This is a genomic window from Bacillus sp. FJAT-26390, assembly GCF_001682865.1.
Lineage (GTDB): Bacteria > Bacillota > Bacilli > Paenibacillales > Paenibacillaceae > Pristimantibacillus.
In genome coordinates, this window is record NZ_MAQX01000032.1 from 444,139 (window position 1) to 461,356 (window position 17,218).

Consider the following 17,218-nt stretch of genomic DNA (forward strand, 5'->3'; position numbering starts at 1 on the left):
TACGTGTTGTTTTCTTTATCCACATCGAATAACCCTAACCGATCGTATGGTTAGGCATTTCCAAAAAATTCGCCCTACTTATGATACGGTTCCCGCAATGTATCTAAGCACAAAGTACAATTTGACCATAATATGATAATGGAGTGGTTTCTTTAACAACTTCTCTTTTATTACACTAATGTCTCCGTTACTTTAATGACTTTTCTCTACCTATGATTGCTTCAAATACTTTTTTACCTGTAGCGTCTATCATAATTCCTTGAGAAGGCTCTTTTTTAGTAATCCATTTTATTAATTGAGCAACATAATAATCCATAAGAGAATTCGAGAAAAAAGAATAATTGGATAGCAATACAATTCCTACACGGAGTTCCTTGTTGAAAGCTAGATAACTGTTAAAACCAGCTGAACCCCCGTTATGCCAGAGGATACCTTTATCTAGAAGTTTATCCTCACCCCAGCCAAAATAACGGTTTGAATCTCCGATCCATATAGGGATATGACTTTTTTGCAGTGTAGAGGCTATCGGATTATCATCATTTAGATTGGCTTGGACAAATAAACTCAAATCGTTAACCGATGACTTAATCCCCCCAGCTCCTTCATGTATAGAGAGATCCCAGTGAGGGACTCTCTTCCCAGTTGAAGCATGTCCATTCAAAAACCTTCTATTCTGTTCTGAATCAAGTGTAACGGCTGTCTCATTCATCTTTAATGGGCTCGTTATGTATTTTTTCAACAGTTCATCATACTTGCTTCCTGACACCTTGCATAGAATATTCCCCAGTAAGCCCACACCGATATTGGAATATCCAAATGAACCAATACTATCCGTGTAGTCAGCATTAGATAGAAAAGCAGTTAAATCTTGCTCGGTATACATTGAATAAGGATTCGATCTTTTTTTAGCCAGATTGTGGTTTGTTGCCAATACAGGTAAACCAGAGGTATGAGTAGCAAGGCTTTTCAAGGTAATCTTATTCAAATAATCGTTTTTAACGTTTGGCACAAACTTACCAACCATGTCATCCGAGGAAAGCCGTTTTTCCCGTTCCATTTCTAATAAGAGAATGGATGTGAAAACTTTGGTTATGGAGCCGATTTCAAACAACATATGCTCAGGAGGAATCGTACTTCTCTTTTGATTATTACTGAACGAAAAGTATTCAATACGGCCCTCTCTAATAATCCCGATGGCAAGATGTAAATGTTTCTTATCTTTCGTGTAATCTGAAACAAAATTATGTAAATCCTTCATAGTAACAGCTACTCCTTTTAGTTTTATAATGCTTTCATTACTCGAATGTTGAAATCACGTTAATCAACCAAGTACAGCAGCCAGAGCTTGCGGCTTCGGCAGCGGGTGGCGGCCGCCCTCTCCATTCGGACGCTTCGGCGCTGAAAGATCATGACTTAAACTTACATAATAAGCGCCTGGAATATGCGCTTCCGCATACGCCCTCTCGCCCGCTTCTGAATCGTTTAGCGCGTACCTCGCATCGACGATAACCGCACCTTCTACGCCTAACTGCTCAAGCACCCAATCCGCTTTTTTATAATAAGTCATTACAGCCAGCTTCTCTGCACTTTATTAAATATCAATCGCGAGTTTTCATATCTTTCCTATTATCATTCGCCTGCAGCAGCCCGCTTCAACAACGGAGCAAAAAAAGCGCCCGTCAGCGCAATCGCTCGCTCCAAATCATCGGTCGTCCCAGCAAAAGGATGCACCGCGCCGAATGTATGGGTCGCCCCCTCCAGCGTCGCAAAGCGATGGTGCGGAGCTGCCTTTTGCAAGCTGCGGTAGCCCTCAAGCAGCCGCTCCGAATCCTGCGTGCCTTGAATGAACAACACGGGCGTGCGAAGCGCCGCCGCTTTGGCCGTAATATCGAGCTGCTCCTTATTGCGGTCCAGATCTTCAAAAAATACAGCGCCGATCGGCATCTGCTGCTTCGTCCTCGCATTCTCTACATAGCCGACTCCGTCCTGCAGCACCTGCTCGCGGAACGCCGCTCCGAACAAGTTGACGTCGGCAATTCCGTTCCAAGTCACAACGCCCCGTATTTCGGGATGCTCCGCCGCAAGCAGCACGCTGTTCCCGCCTCCCCGGCTATGCCCAACGATAACAATCTGCTCGTTATCCAGCCGCTCCGCAAGCGGAAGCTTCCCCTCAAGCACTGCTGACAGAACAGCGGACAGATCCTGCTGCTCCTGCGAGTAGGTGTTCTGCCCGAACTTATCGAGCTCGTCAAAATCATGCTCATTTACGCCGTTATGTGAGAAGTTGAACGTAACAACCGCAAAATCCTGCCGCGCGAATCGTTCGGAAGCATATGGAAAGAACGCCCAGTCCTTAAAGCCTTTAAAGCCATGCGCAAAAAGAAGGACAGGCTTGCGCCCTCCCTCCTCCTTCACTCTTACATCGCCTTTAATAAACACGCCCGCGCCCAGCTCTAACGTAAACGGTTGATGTAAAATGCCCAAATGAGTCATCCGCTGCACCTTCCCTATCCCTATTTTTAAAATGAAAGTTGATTGGCTAGCCCTGAAAAATACCTCTGCTGCAATCAGCATAGCATTTATTCATAGTATATTTGTGGGATTAATGTGATATTCGATTCCCATTACACTTTACACCCAAGCATCATTCGCGTAACCGCGAGCTTCCCAATACCCGACATGCTCGCCTTCGATCAGCTCAATTCGATTTAACCATTTGACCGATTTGTAGGCGTACATCTTCGGAACGATAAGACGGACAGGCCCGCCCAGATCGCTCGGAATCGGCTTGCCGTCATGCATAACCGCAACCATGACATCGTCCATGCTGGCTTGCTCAAGCGTTAAAGTATCGGTATATACGCCATCGCCCGAATACAGCTTTACCGTTTGCGCCCCCGATTTCACGCCTGCCATCTTCAGCAGCTCCTTGAGCGGAATGCCTTCCCACGTATTTTTGTACACGGACCAGCCGGTCACGCAGTGAAAATCGCTAACCTGCACCGTTCGCTTCAGCGCGACAAATTGCTTCCAATCCCATTTGAACGTTTTTTCGACCAAACCATCTATCGTAAACGACCAATCCGCATTCGTAAAAGAAGGGATCGGCGTTACCGTGTATACACGAAACTGTCCAACTGCGCCTCCCCCAAGCGGCGGCGCGGACGCAGGCAGAGGCTCCGGTGCCGGCAGCAGCTTGTTGCTGTCGCTCTCAATCAGTTTATCTATGGACTGGCTTCCCCCCACATTTAATAGCGAGTTGCCCAGCCATTTTAGAAAGGAAGGCCCGACGGTAACCGCAAGGCTAATGCCTATGGCTCCGCGAATAAACGCTTTGCGCGTATAGACGGCTTGAGGCGAGCCGGCAGGATGAATAATATCCGTTTCCCGCTCATTTTTGATGGTGCGGCGATTCGGCTCCTTCAGCCACTTAACCCGGGTGATCGAGTGGTAAATGATGTACGGAAGCCCTACCCAAGTCAGCAAATCATGAACGACCAGCGCAACATTGGATACACCCGGGCCGACCGCCCTGAACTGCCATAGCAGCACACCGGATACGAACCAGCCAAGCAATAAACCAAGCACAACAAGCACATTAAATCGCTGCCACGGTTTTTGCTTGAGCTGTTTCCAGTGCTTGCCCGCAAGCAGCAGGTAATAGATAACCGGCAAGATGGATGCAATTCCGACGACAACATGAGCCCACTTGATCCATACTCTGCCTTCACCGAGAATGCCGCGCCAGAAGCCGCCGATCAGTATAAGCCCGGTCAACGCCAAAATCACGACAATCCAGCCGTTCCAAGCATGGAGCGAAACAAGCTTTTTCCCATAGCCCTTGCGTAGCCGTTCCAATAGTCCGCTCATTTACCGTGCCTCCCCTTCTCCGTTAAATCATTAGCCAAAAAGCCCATTCCCGCACCTTCGAGACCGATGGAAAAAGCTCCACAAGCACGACCTCGTATTCACTGGCCTAAGCCTTCTTCCTTCATTATAACGCCGTTCGGACGCGGATACGATCCCAGCTGTTTTTCTCGCCTCTCCCATCTCCATGCATGGTTGGCAAGGCTCACGGCATCTCGCATAAAAAAGACAGACCACCCTCCATGAGGAATGATCTGTCTCCCGAAAATCTCCGAAAAGCCATTCATATAGGCTGCCTCTCCGGCAAATCATCCGCCGTTGAGACAGCCTTCTTCAATCGATTATTTAATTCCTTGCGCCGTTACGTACGCTTGCCATTGCTTCGTGTATTCCGCTTGAATTTTTTCAAGACCGGCTTGCTTCGCTTTTTCCATAAACGTGTTCAAGCCTTCTTCTACGTTTTTCACAAGACCAGCGTTAAGCGGGAACAGGTATTGCTTCTCCACTTGCTCAAGCGCTGCTCTTTCTGCTTGGTATGGGGTGTAATCTTCAGCGAAACCTGTAAATTTATCAGGCACTTGAATTTTATCAAGCTTTTCGAAGATTTCTTTTACGCCGTCATAGTTTTTGTCAAACAGCATGTACTCAGGGTTTCTCCAAGCCCAGCCGTTCATGCCCTCGCGAGGGAAGCCGTTGGAAGTGGAATCGCCAATCATGGAGTAGTAGCCGTCTTTCACTTCATAGTTTTTGCCTTCTACGCCGTATTGCGTAAGCAGGTTGTAGCGTTTGTCCGTAACAAGCTTCTCGTAGAACGCAAGCGCGCGCTCTGCGTTTTTGCTGCTAGCTGGAATTGCAAAGCCGTTGTGGATGGGGTGAACCGGCGTTGCAATGCCGTTTGTTTCCGGGTACGGCGTGTAACCGAGCTTCCAATCCGGGTGAGTCGCTTGAATTTTGATAACCATATCATTGTAGCGAGTTGGGTTGTCGCCAAGAATAGCTGCTGCTTTGCCGCTTGTGATTTGATCCTGAAGCGTATCTTTAACAGCCAGCACGTTTTTCACCATGTAGCCGTTATCCTGCCAGCGCTTCAAGACGGTCAAATCTTCTTTTTGCTCGTCTGAACCCCAGTAGGAGTATACATCGTTAGGCGTTGCATATTTGATGCCGATACCGTATGGAAGCGCGCCGACAGGAGAGTGAGAAATGCCTGTGAAGCGGTCCATTAGGTTTGTTTTTACGTCAGAGTTCATGGAAAGCGGTGTAACTGTAGGCTCGTTTTTCTTGATGCCATCTAGGTATTGCTCGAATGTTGGTATATCTACCGGTGTAGGCAGATTGTACTTCTCGCGAAGATCTTCGCGCCATACAAAGCCGTCTGTTACATACTCTTTGTAAGTAGCTGGTACCGTGTAGATTTTACCGTCGATTTTTACAGCTTCCCACATATCTTTAGGCACGAAAGAGTTCAGCGTAGGCGCAGCTGCCGGAAGTATTTCATCAAGCGCTTGGAAAGCGCCTTTCTTCGCATACGATTGGTATTGCGTCCAATCAGCTGTGAAGATCAAGTCAACCTGTTGGCCTGATCCAAGCAGCAGCTTATACTTTTGATCCCAATCCGTCCAAGACGTGTAATTGAATTTAACTGTAGCATTCAAATCTTCCAATGCCATCTTGTTTACTTGCTCTTGGATGGAAGCAATGTCCTTAGGAGCATCGCCCAGCATATAAAATTGCAATTCCACTTTTTTCGAAGTATCAATTCCCGTTTTTTCCTCAGCGCCCGCATTCGTCGCGCCTTCTGTCTCTTTTGGCGCATTTGTTGCGTCTGCGGCATTGCCTCCGTTATTGTTGTTCGATCCGCAGGCTGCCAGAACCGTAATAAATACGATAATCGATAGTAACATGGAGACGGCTTTTGCTGCTTTCCTTGTCATGTGAATCCTCCCTTAAATAAGTTCTTATCTATGTTAGCTAAACGCGGAATAACCAATCCCTTGTCTAGTTCTAACCTTTAACCGCACCAATCGTCAATCCTTTGACAAAATAACGCTGTACGAACGGATACAGGAACAGGATCGGTCCAGTTACGATGATGGACATCGCCATTTTGGTCGATTCCGTCGGCATGTCGGAGCCTAGCGATACGCCTGTGCCCGAGCCCATCTGCGCAATAAAGCTCATCGCATTAATGACGTTGTACAGATAGTATTGCAACTGGTACTTCGTCGTATCGTTAATGAACAGCGAAGAGGTGAACCAGTCATTCCAATAATGAAGCGCAAGGAACAAACCAACCGTTGCGATGCCGGGCATCGACAGCTGCAGCACGATCCGGCTATAAATCGTAAAGTCGTTGGCTCCGTCGATTTTCGCCGATTCGATCACCTCATCCGGCACGGCGGAGCGAATGAAGTTTTTCATCAATATAATAAGGAAGGGCGTCATGAGGCCGGGGAAAATCAGAACCGTAAGCGTATCGGTCAGCTTCAAATACTTGGTCATCAGGATATACCAAGGAACAAGCCCGCCGCCAAACAAAGTCGTGAAATAGATCATGAAGGCGAAGAAGTTGCGGTATTTAAAATCTTTGCGCTGCAGGACGTAACCTGCCATCGTCATCAGGAACAAACCTAGCGTCGTTCCGATTACGGTCGTAAAGGTCGTAACGCCATATGCCGTTAACACCTGCTTCGGAAAACGGAACACCGTCTCATAACCCTCGAAGGAAAATACGGTCGGGATGAGATGATAGCCATCTCTAATGATCGCCTCGTTCTGCGTAAAGGAAGCGGAGATGATCAGCAGGAACGGAAACAAGCAAGCTACGGTTGAAAGTAGAATGACTACAAATGCGATTAGTCTAAACCACTTCATATAATTGTCGTCTTTGATTTTCATAGGTACCTCCTACTGTGGGCTGTGAGCTGCAAGCTAATCGCTTAGAACAATGCGTATTCGTCGTTGATTTTTTTGATAATGTAGTTGACGGTCATGATCAGGACAAAGCCGAACAACGATTGGTATAGCCCTGCTGCCGTCGACATGCCGATATCAAACGTTACTTTCAGCGAGCGGTACACATACGTATCGAGAATATCTGTCGTATTGTACAGGACGCCGTTGTTGCCGATCAGCTGATAGAACAAGTCGAACTGGCCCTTCATGATGCTGCCGAGTGCAAATAGCAGAAGCATAACAAACGTCGTCTTCAGCATCGGAACCGTAATGTACCAGATGCGCTGGAAAATGTTCGCGCCGTCGATTTTGGCAGCCTCGTAATATTCTTCGCTGATCCCGGTAATTGATGCCAAATAGATGACCATGCTGTAGCCGATATTTTTCCACAGGTAGAAAATGATAATGAGGAATACCCACACCCAAGGCGTATTGTAGACGTCTACCGATTCGTATCCGAATGACTTCAGCGTCGAGTTCAGAAATCCGCTTTCGTAGTTGAACACGTTGTAGACGATAACGCTTAATATAACGAAGGAAACGAAATAAGGCAGGAACATGATGGATTGCGTCAGCTTCTTGAACCACTGCAAGCGCAGTTCGCTCAGCAGGATGGCAAGTGCAATCGCAAGTACGTTGCCAAGTAAAATAAATACAATGTTGTAGCCGACCGTATTTAAGGTTAGCTTAGCGAGAACCCCCGATTGCCACAAAAACTTGAAGTTTTCGAGTCCCACGAACTGGCTATTGAATAAGCTCGTATTGAAGTCGAATCGAGTGAAGGCGTAGTAGACGCCCACCATAGGTACATACGAGTTTACAATAAAGAAGATTAGCGCCGGCATTAACATAAGGAAGAGTAAACGGTTCGTCACCAGTTCCTTTAGCAGCCCATTTTTTTTCAACATGCAGATGATGTCTCCTCTCACAGCGTTCTGTTCTTTTTTTGCGTTGTCTGCTCTGTTCCCACTGTACGTCTCGCCTGATGCTGCGGAAAAGAGTAAGAAAGCAAAGTCAGTGAACGAAATAGCGACTGAACGAGTGAACGATTTAAACTTTTATGCATTAACAAGCCATTTCACCTGATTACGGCCCCAAAAAAACCACGAACCCGCCGGCTCGAGCCTTGCTCGAGTCTTGCGATTTCATGGTTTTTTCATTCGTAACCTTATGCTTTTTGCAAAATCATGACGCCATACGGCTCGATTTCAACCGTCCCGCTCACCTCTCGGCTCGATAACAGGTCGATATAACCGGTTTCTCCTAGTTCGATGGCGGCTAGCGCGCTGTTATGATTGAGCACGAAGGTGTAGGTCTGCCCTTCCTTCACGCGCTGAGCCAATTCAACGCCCGCTCCCGCTCGGAACGGAGCTGCAATCTGCCGCTGCTCGCACAACGTACGGATCAAGTCTCCGAGCAGCTTTTGCTCAGGCGCCGTCGCCACGTAATAAGCTTCGCCTTTGCCATAGGCATTGACCGTCAAAGCTGGCATTCCCGCATAAAAGTCGGTGCCGTATGTCCCAAGCGCCTTCGCGCCCTCCAAATGAAGAAGATCGCAAAGCAATCCGCATTCATACGTTCCTTGCACATGACCGAATGCCTCGCCAATTTCAACGCTGTTGCGCATCTCAGGCAGCAGGCTGTCGATTTCCTCAACCCATAAGCCAAGAAGACTGCGAAGCTTGCCCGGATAGCCGCCCAGCGTTACGAGATCATTTTCGTTGACGATGCCGCTGAAGAAGGTCGTTATAAACGTGCCTCCATCCTGCACAAACGCCGCTATCCGCTCGGCAACGCCCGGCTTGAGCATATAGAGTACGGGAGCGGCCACGATTTTGTATTTCGAGAAATCGCTAAGCGGGCTAAGTACATCCACAGCAACGTTCTGATCGTAGAAGGCTTTGTAATATTTTTGCGCTTGGTCCAAATAGTTCAGATCAACGCTTGGCCCGCTCGTAATCTCAACCGCATTCCATGTGTCGATATCGAATAATAGCGCAGCCTCGGCATGAACCTCGGCATCCAGCAGACGATCGCCAAGCAAGTCCAGCTCCCGTCCCAATGCGGCGCATTCCCGGAATACGCGCGTATCCTCATGGCCGACATGCTCGATGACGGCTCCGTGATATTTCTCGCATGCCCCGAAGGAGCGGCGAAGCTGGAAGAACATTACCGTGTCCGCGCCGTGCGCCACCGCCTGGTAGCTCCACAGCCGCATGACGCCGGGGCGCTTTAAGCTGTTGTAAGGCTGCCAGTTTTGCTGGCTCGGCGTCTGCTCCATCAGCATGAACGGCTTGCCTTCCTTTAAGCCGCGCATATAGTCATGCCGCATCGCAACGTTTCCCATCGGCTCATTCATTTGAGGATAGCTGTCCCAAGAGACGACATCCATCGCATCTCCCCATTTTTGCAGATCAAGCCCGTTAAACAGACCCCATATATTCGTTGTAATCGGAATATCCGGCGTAACGGCCTTCAGCTCGCCATATTCGCGCTGATAACAGCCGAGAATCGAATCGGACATGAACCTTTTGTAGTCGATTGCCATCGGCTGAAAATTGCGGTTATCGCCGTTCAGATTGGATGGCGGCACGATCTCCTCCCATTCATAGACGGTATGGCCCCAGAAGCTCATATTCCATTCGGCGTTCAGCCGCTCGATCGTCCCGTATTTCACCTTCAGCCATTCGCGGAACGCCTCTGCGCAATGGCTGCAATAGCAATGCGTGCCGTACTCGTTATTAATATGCCAAATAAGGAGCGCCGGATGGTCCTTGTAACGCTCGGCCAACTCCCGTGCGAGCTGGCCAGACAAACGGCGGTACGTCTTGCTATTCGGGCAAAAGTTGGTGCGCGCGCCATGCGTGCGCTTCCTGCCGTCAACGTCGACCGGCAGCACATCGTCGTATTTGCGGGACATCCACGCCGGCTGCGCGGCGGTCGAGGTCGCAAGGCAAGCATAGATGCCATTATCCGCAATTAAGTTCAGCAGCTTGTCCAGCCACTCGAAGCTGTATGTATCCTCCGAGGGCTGCAGCTTCGCCCAGCTAAATACAGGAAGCGTCACGACATTGATGCCCGCCTCCTTGAACAAACGCATATCCTCATGCCATATTTCCTCCGGCCATTGATCCGGATTATAGTCTCCCCCGTACCAAATCTGTTTCAGCTTCGAACTAATCATGGTTTCACTGTCCCTTCCGCTATTATCATGGAATTCCGTGACATTCTAACGGATTGAAAAGCGCATTGTCACCTATATTGCGCGGTTTCGCCAATAATTTCACTAGGGTATGGATTGTTCACTTCCGAATATCAGGTTCATTCACCTTCATTTATTTGGTTCATTGCAACCAGCGATTCACGCCGATTATAATGATGAATGTATCAAGCGCCTATGGAGTGAAATATTCAAACTAATGGGCCGAAGCTCCGGGTGAACGGCATTTAAAATTAGGAAGCGCTTACGAAAGTTTTGCCACGGCGTTATCCTAAAGAAGCTTTATATACATAGAGGGGGGCTAGCATGTCAGCAGTTCATTTGAAAAACAACGGAAAATTGTACAGCAAGCTGCTGTTCACGATTACCTTATGCATTGTACTAACGTTATTGGTATCCTCCTTATTTTATTTCTTCACCTATATGCAAATTGATTTGAAGAAGGCATATCAATCCGACGTGAGCAATTTAACCCAAACGAGCAAAGAAGTGATCAGCATGACTGAGAGCGCGCAATCCCTATCCTTCCAAATGTATAGAACCTTCAATGTCGCTAAGCTGATGTTCTACACGGAGCCTAACATCTACGATGTGACCGCTGCGATGAACGAGCTGAACAACTATTTGAACTCGATGCCTTTTATCGAATCCATCTATGTATACAATTCAGCGAATGGCCTCTTCTACACAGCCAGCCGGCAGGGAGAGAGCGGCACGTTCAGCAAAGAGGAGCTTGCGGATAAGGGGATACTCGATATACTCGGCAATTTCCAGCAGTACCGTCCGTTTACGCCAATCCCTAGAACGTACACAACGGTCAGCTTGGCTGGAGAGCAGTTAACGAAGGCGTACACTTATTTAGGGTTTGATGCCATCGGCAAAACGCAAACGGTTAATTCCGCCGTTATCATTAATATTTCATCCGCTTGGATCAATAAGGACATTGGCGTGAATAAGAGCGACAGCGAGGGGAAATCGTTTATATTGGACAATCAGGAGCGTCTTCTGTCAGGCGATTCGCTGCTGCCGAAGCAATTAAGCGATAAGGACAATGCGCTGCTTACCAATAAAATAAGAAATAAGGAATCCGGCTATATCGTTGCGGATTTTGAAGGCAAAAAATCTCTTGTCTCCTATACCTCGCCGGATTCGCTGGACTGGCAATATGTACGCGTTACGCCTTACAAGCAGGTAACCAAAGCGATCTATTCCATCCGCAATATGACGATATTGATCGCTGCGGTTATTTTGGTCATTGGCTTATTCATATCATGGCTGCTCTCTCGCATGCTGTACCGCCCGATCCATCAGATCATGAGCAAAATGAACATTCTGGAGACAGAGAAACGTAACAGCTCCTATACGATCAGGCAAAATATGCTGCGCAGCCTTATCCAAGGCTCGCAGTCGCTGCAGACGAGTACCCAGCTTCAAAGGCTGTCCCATGTAGGGATCACCTTTGATTTCAATTCACGTTACCGGGTCGTCCTGTTAAAAATAGACCAGCTTGCCGCCCTGCGGCAAACGCGCGGCGATGATCTGCATGTCTACAAATTCGCGATTATGAATATCAGCGGGGAAATCGGACTGAAGCATTACCGGGTAGAGACGGTCGATATGGATGCCGATTATGTTATTATGCTTCTTAATCGTCTCGATGATACCGATGAATCTGATGATGAGCTGCTTCGGACGGTGCTCGGCCAAATTCAACAATCGTCGTTGGATTATTTGAAAATTGGCCTCTCCGTTACTTACAGCCCGGAAGCTTACCAAGCGCAGCATCTATCCCATCTCTATAAGCTGGTGAAGGAAGCATCGCAGCATCGCTTATTTTATGGGCATGGCTGCTTGATTGACGCCCAGGATATCATGGGCTTAAAATCAAAGGAGTATATTTTCCCGGTTGACCGTGAACGGAAATTGACGGACGCCTTGATGACCTCCAAGACGGAGGAAGCGAAGAAGCTGTTCGCGGAAATCGTGCAGGAGACAGCGGCGTATCCCATTCATGTCGTGCAGCTTGCCATCTCCCATCTGACGATGACAGTCAACAACATTTTGTTCACGATACAGAAAAATAACTGTCTCGACGTTGAAGCGAGCCTCAGCATCCACATTCCATCGCCTGACCATTTTGAAACGATTAATGAAGTGAATGACATTTTCTTCTCGTTGTTCGACGATATCCAGACGAAGCTGTCAGCGAAGCGCTCGACGAAGCAAAGTGATTTGATCCGCAAGATCAACGAGCTTATTCAACGGGAATACGCCAATCCGAACCTTAGCTTGAACTGGATTGCCGACGAGCTGGATATGTCCTCCATCTACTTAAGCCGGGTTTATAAGCAGCAGACGTTAAGCGCAATCGTTGATGTCATTAATAATGTGCGGCTGGAGCGGGCGCAGGAGCATTTGGAGAATACCGACTGGTCCATCGTCGACATCGCGGTGAAGAGCGGCTATACAAGCAGCTCTTATTTCCATCGCATGTTCAAGAAGAGCTTCGGCGTGACGCCTTCCGACTACCGGAAAATGAAGCTCGGTTAAAGCGTACTTATCATACTAACACGGGGTAGGAGTAGATATTTTGAATAGACAGCAGGTCTTTACCGGCTCGCCTTGGGAGCCTCTTGTAGGATATTGCCGCGCTATACGGGTAGGCAATCGCATCGAAGTAGCGGGAACGACGGCGATGAAGGACGGCGAGGTTGTCGGGATCGGCAATCCATACGAGCAAACGAAATATATTTTGCAAACGATCGAGAAGGCGCTGAATGAGCTGGGGGCTGATATGTCCCATGTCTTACGCACAAGAATGTTTGTAACGGACATCTCCAAGTGGGAAGAGATCGGCAAGGCGCACGGCGAGTTTTTCAAACAGATTCAGCCTGTTGCGACGATGGTGGAGGTAAAAGCGCTGATCGACCCTCTTATGCTCGTTGAAATAGAAGTTGAAGCATCTCTGGATTAAATACGCCTGTTTATCTATTTAAAAAGGCCGTGCAGGTGCAGGCTGGTTATCCTGCGCTCGCTCGGCTTTTTTCGGGCTTGTATAACAATTGGTTTTCCCTCGTTAATCCCAGCGTGTCAATACAATCGGGCCTTCCTTTGTAATCGCTACCGTATGTTCGAATTGTGCTGCCCATGCCCCGTCCCTCGTGCGCGCCGTCCAGCCGTCCTGCGTAATGTATACGTCCGCCCTTCCTGCCGTTATGATGGGCTCTATCGTAATGACCATGCCTTCTTCCAGCTCTATTCCCTGTCCAGGAATGCCTCTGTGCATGACCTCCGGAAATTCGTGCATGCTTCTGCCGATGCCATGGCCAACGAACGCCGTCACAACCTCAAAGCCAGCCCTCTCCGCTCTCGTCTGCACCGCATAACCGATGTCGCCCAGCCGATTGCCAAGCTTAGCTTGCTTTATGCCGTCGAGCAGCGCTTGCTCTGCTGCAAGCAGCAGCTTTTCGGTAGCATAGTTCGTCTTGCCGATCGCGTAAGTCCATGCGGAATCCGCCTTCCAGCCATCCAAGTCAGCAACCATATCAATCGTAACGATATCACCCGCTTCAAGCGGCTCTGAATCAGGAAAGCCATGGCAGACAACCTCATTAACGGAAGCACACGTGGCAAACGGGTATCCCTTATAGCCCTTCTGTGCTGGCGTTGCTCCCCGGTCAAGCATGAACCGTTCAACAAAACGATCAATTTCCTGCGTCGTAACTCCCGGCGCGATCCTCTTCGAGAGCGCCTTGTGACAGGCAGCGACGATACGTCCAGCCTTGCGAATACCCCGAATATGTTCCTTCGTTTTCAAATCCACTGCCATGTGTGTACTAACCTCCTTAAGGTTTTGCGAAGCAAAATCCACTCCGTAAGCTTAGACCTAGGTTTTGAGGTAGCAAAATTCACTTCGTACGATTAACAAACCTGCGATAACGAGTAGATTTGTCTATGTATAACTTATTCGGGAAAAAGGAGCCACATGCCGAACATATATGGCGAAATTATGATTGCGTGGGTTAAATACGAATATTTAACAAGGCGGTCAGCCCTTTAATTCCTAATGTATGGTTTTATGTAAAATAATAACTTTTCTCTGGCGGGCGGGTTACGATTACGACAGCGGGATAAGCTTTTAGAAAATGACCAATAAGGCAGAAGATAAACAAAAAAGGCTTTGTACCCTGCCGGAAGGCAGTTTACAAAGCCGTATTATACATGATGAGTTAGCTGACCGAGGAGTTCATTCTGCCTAATTCATTTTCCACCAATGTCGTCAATTCATCCTCGTAGCCTCCGGTGATCCGGTACTTGCGAATATACTCCTTAACAAATTTACGCGGGTCCTTGGGTTGAAAAATTCTCGTGAGTTCCTTCAGGCTTTCCTTGACTTCATTCTGGCTATGCTTCGCCATGAAATCTCCTCCCCTTTACGTTGGATGGTCGTCCTAAACAGCATAATACGAGACCGCATGCGGCGGTTACACCGCAAGAACCCCCATTCGGTGCAGGTAACTCCATGGCCAATGAGTCACAATGTTCGCATTTTTCTTACTATTATAACATTTTGGTTTCGAATATGAAAGTTAACAATTATTAATCTGGAGGCAAGACATGTTCGGGTTTGCTATCCTTATTATGCCCGTTATCCATTAGCTTTACTGCATTGTTAACGGTTGGAGGCGAGACATCGGCTGCCGGATGTGAAGTGGAAGAGAGCCTGTCTTTACGAAACATTCTTAAATATGCGATCACGCCTATAATGGCAACCACAATTCCGAATGCCAGCACCAACGTTGTAACCCAGCCTTGCACCATGTCCTCGCCTCCTTTCCTCTACTACATTTATCGGTAAAATACGGCTAAATATTAGTCATTTTTAAAGCCTTTATACTTTCCATATATTAGATATTATAGCGAATTGGAAGCGGGCAAGCAAATTGCCCCTTCCAGCCCGCTAAATGATTCGATAAGTGCCCATTCCAAGCCCAAGCAGCTTGCCTCCGTCATCCTTAACCTGCGCTTGCAGCGTCAGCGAACGTTTTGTCCGGTGCACCAGCTCAGCCTCGCATACGATGACGCCGCCTTTGCTGCTGGCAAGAAACTGTGTATTTAAATTCGCCGTAACCGTTCGCTCATCCGGCATCGCCAGCATGACCACGAGTCCCATTGCATTATCCAGCAGAGACATAAGCACGCCGCCGTGAACGATGCCAAGCAAATTCAAATGCCTCTCCGTCGCATCTAAGCAGATGGTTGCCTTATTGCCGCTGGCCTGCACAACCTCACAGCCGAGCACTCCCCAAAACGTTGCCTGCGCCCGCTCCGCAAGCCTTGTCAAGTGACCGGCCTGGTCTGCCTGCTGAATAAACCATTCCTCATCCATGCCGTTCACTCTCCCTTATCCTTGGCGGCCTGCTTCTCCGCTTCCTCCTCCTGCAGCTTCCGGCGGAGCACCTTCCCGACCATTGTCTTTGGAAGCGTTTCCCGAAAGGAATAGTGATGAGGCACTTTGTAAGACGCTAACCGTTCTCTGCACCATCGGTCTAGCTGGCTGCTCGAAACCTGCCAGCCCTCCTTAAACACGATAAATGCTTTCACCGTCTCGCCCCGGTATTCATCCTTCACCCCGATAACGGCTGCTTCACGTACAGCCGGATGCTCGAACAGCACTTCCTCTACCTCGCGCGGATAAATGTTGAATCCCCCTGCGATGATCACATCCTTGATCCGATCCATTACGGTAAAGAAACCGTCTGCATCCATCGTCCCGAGATCGCCTGTATACAGCCAGCCGTCCCGCAGCACCTGTTCGGTTTCCACTGGCTTATTCCAGTAGCCCTGCATAACCTGCGGACCGCGTACAACTAGCTCGCCAAGCTCGCCTATCCCCACCCTTTCACCGGTTTCCGGGCTAATAACCGCTGCATCGGTGTCGGGGAGAGGTATGCCGATCGTGCCGATTTTGCGATGTCCCCATATTGGGTTTGCATGTGTGACGGGTGACGCTTCCGATAGGCCGTAGCCTTCTATCAGCCTGCCTCCGGTCATTGACTCGAACTGCTCCTGCACCTCAAGCGGCAATGCCGACGATCCGCTTATGCACACATTAATAGAAGAAAGATCGGTTTTGGCAGCAGCTTTATGGTGGATAAGCGCCACATACATCGTGGGCGCCCCCGGAAAAATCGTCGGCTTCTGCTGATTGATCGTTTGCAGCACCGTCTCTACCTCAAAACGAGGAAGCAAAATAAGCGTGCCTGCGCGCAGCACCGACATATTCATTAATACCGTTAATCCAAACACGTGAAACAGAGGCAGCGCCGCAAGAAAACGTTCCTTGCCATCCTCCGCCTTGTAGCACCAAGCGGAGATTTGCATCGTGTTGGCGATGAGATTGCCATGCGACAGCATCACGCCCTTTGGCGTGCCTGTCGTGCCTCCCGTGTATTGCAGCACGGCTAGCTCTGCGCTCTTGGCAGGCGCGGGCAGCGGCGTGGACGGCTTCTTCGCGGCCAGCAGCTTCCTGTAGCTGACTACGCCAAAGCTGCCATAAGGAATGTCTGCGCGAAAGCCCTCTTTGCGCTGCTTAAGGGGATAGAGCAAATTTTTCGGAAACGGAAGCCCATCCTTAATCGACGTAATGACGGCATGCCTAAGCTTAGGCAGCGGCCCCTCCTCGGGAAGCTTGCCGCGAACCCGTGACAAACGCGGATAGAGCATATCGACCGTAATAATGGCGACGGCGCCGCTATCATTCAGCTGATGCTCCAGCTCTCGTTCAACGTAAAGCGGATTTGTCTGCACGACGATGCCGCCTGCAAGCAGTACGCCGTAATAGGCTACGACTGCCTGCGGGCAATTCGGAAGCATAATCGCCACGCGGTCTCCTTTGGCGATGCCGAGTGAAAGGAGACCGTATGCGAGGCGGACAGCATCATCATGAAGCTGCCCGTAGGTTAAGATTTTGCCGAGAAAATGAACCGCCGTATGGTTCGGATAACGATTAACCGCATTTAATAAAAATTGGACGATGCTCTGATCGGGATAGCTCTGCGAAGGAGAAACTTCCTTCGGGTAATGACGTAGCCATGGACGCGCGAGCTTTTCAGCTTCGGCGGGCGGTTGTTCGGGCAAAGACGGGTCTTCCGGTCTGAGCGAATCCATTCATGC

Annotated in this window: 15 protein-coding genes; 2 read left to right on the forward strand and 13 right to left on the reverse strand. The window is 48.9% G+C overall.

All coding sequences use genetic code 11. The features are described 5' to 3' along the window. Positions 1–187: 187 nt before the first annotated feature. The 8 genes from A7975_RS22790 to A7975_RS22830 all read right to left on the reverse strand — a co-directional run bounded on the left by A7975_RS22790 (position 188) and on the right by A7975_RS22830 (position 10,006). Positions 188–1,258, reverse strand: a complete 1,071-nt coding sequence (locus A7975_RS22790) for a serine hydrolase domain-containing protein (RefSeq protein ID WP_065386634.1) — start codon at positions 1,256–1,258, stop codon at positions 188–190. Positions 1,259–1,321: 63 nt separating this feature from the next. Beyond that, positions 1,322–1,567, reverse strand: a complete 246-nt coding sequence (locus A7975_RS22795; protein ID WP_065386635.1) for a rhodanese-like domain-containing protein — start codon at positions 1,565–1,567, stop codon at positions 1,322–1,324. A 62-nt stretch (positions 1,568–1,629) separates the two neighbouring features. After that, a complete protein-coding gene (locus A7975_RS22800; RefSeq protein ID WP_065386636.1) occupies positions 1,630–2,493 on the reverse strand; it encodes an alpha/beta hydrolase family protein in 864 nt (287 codons plus the stop codon). Positions 2,494–2,631: 138 nt separating this feature from the next. Next, positions 2,632–3,870, reverse strand: a complete 1,239-nt coding sequence (locus A7975_RS22805; protein ID WP_065386637.1) for a molybdopterin-dependent oxidoreductase — start codon at positions 3,868–3,870, stop codon at positions 2,632–2,634. A 338-nt stretch (positions 3,871–4,208) separates the two neighbouring features. Further along, positions 4,209–5,801, reverse strand: a complete 1,593-nt coding sequence (locus A7975_RS22815; RefSeq protein WP_065386639.1) for an extracellular solute-binding protein — start codon at positions 5,799–5,801, stop codon at positions 4,209–4,211. A gap of 70 nt (positions 5,802–5,871) precedes the next feature. Next, positions 5,872–6,765 carry a carbohydrate ABC transporter permease gene (locus A7975_RS22820; protein ID WP_053372924.1) on the reverse strand — a complete coding sequence of 298 codons (894 nt, stop codon included), beginning with the start codon at positions 6,763–6,765 and terminating at the stop codon, positions 5,872–5,874. Between the two features lie 41 nt (positions 6,766–6,806). Then, positions 6,807–7,730 (reverse strand): ABC transporter permease, encoded by a 924-nt coding sequence (locus tag A7975_RS22825; RefSeq protein ID WP_082198389.1) that lies wholly within the window; start codon positions 7,728–7,730, stop codon positions 6,807–6,809. Positions 7,731–7,990: 260 nt separating this feature from the next. Then, positions 7,991–10,006 (reverse strand): beta-galactosidase, encoded by a 2,016-nt coding sequence (locus tag A7975_RS22830; RefSeq protein WP_065386640.1) that lies wholly within the window; start codon positions 10,004–10,006, stop codon positions 7,991–7,993. Between the two features lie 342 nt (positions 10,007–10,348). Here A7975_RS22830 and A7975_RS22835 point away from each other — a divergent pair, with 342 nt between their 5' ends. Both A7975_RS22835 and A7975_RS22840 read left to right on the forward strand, forming a co-directional pair. Further along, complete coding sequence (locus A7975_RS22835) at positions 10,349–12,592, forward strand: AraC family transcriptional regulator (protein WP_065386641.1); 2,244 nt, start codon at positions 10,349–10,351, stop codon at positions 12,590–12,592. Positions 12,593–12,632: 40 nt separating this feature from the next. Further along, positions 12,633–13,016, forward strand: coding sequence for a RidA family protein (locus A7975_RS22840; RefSeq protein ID WP_053372928.1), 384 nt, complete (start codon positions 12,633–12,635; stop codon positions 13,014–13,016). Positions 13,017–13,118: 102 nt separating this feature from the next. On the opposite strand, the gene map is transcribed toward A7975_RS22840, so the two are convergent. The 5 genes from map to A7975_RS22865 form a co-directional block, all read right to left on the reverse strand. Further along, positions 13,119–13,871 (reverse strand): type I methionyl aminopeptidase, encoded by a 753-nt coding sequence (gene map / locus A7975_RS22845; protein ID WP_053372929.1) that lies wholly within the window; start codon positions 13,869–13,871, stop codon positions 13,119–13,121. Positions 13,872–14,271: 400 nt separating this feature from the next. Then, positions 14,272–14,460, reverse strand: coding sequence for a hypothetical protein (locus tag A7975_RS22850; RefSeq protein WP_053372930.1), 189 nt, complete (start codon positions 14,458–14,460; stop codon positions 14,272–14,274). Between the two features lie 181 nt (positions 14,461–14,641). Next, positions 14,642–14,863: a hypothetical protein gene (locus tag A7975_RS22855; protein WP_053372931.1), complete on the reverse strand. Its 222-nt coding sequence runs from the start codon at positions 14,861–14,863 to the stop codon at positions 14,642–14,644. Between the two features lie 139 nt (positions 14,864–15,002). Continuing rightward, on the reverse strand, positions 15,003–15,431 hold the full coding sequence (locus tag A7975_RS22860; RefSeq protein ID WP_065386875.1) for a PaaI family thioesterase: 429 nt from the start codon (positions 15,429–15,431) through the stop codon (positions 15,003–15,005). Positions 15,432–15,436: 5 nt separating this feature from the next. After that, positions 15,437–17,212 carry a long-chain-fatty-acid--CoA ligase gene (locus A7975_RS22865; protein ID WP_082198390.1) on the reverse strand — a complete coding sequence of 592 codons (1,776 nt, stop codon included), beginning with the start codon at positions 17,210–17,212 and terminating at the stop codon, positions 15,437–15,439. Between the last annotated feature and the right edge of the window lie 6 nt (positions 17,213–17,218).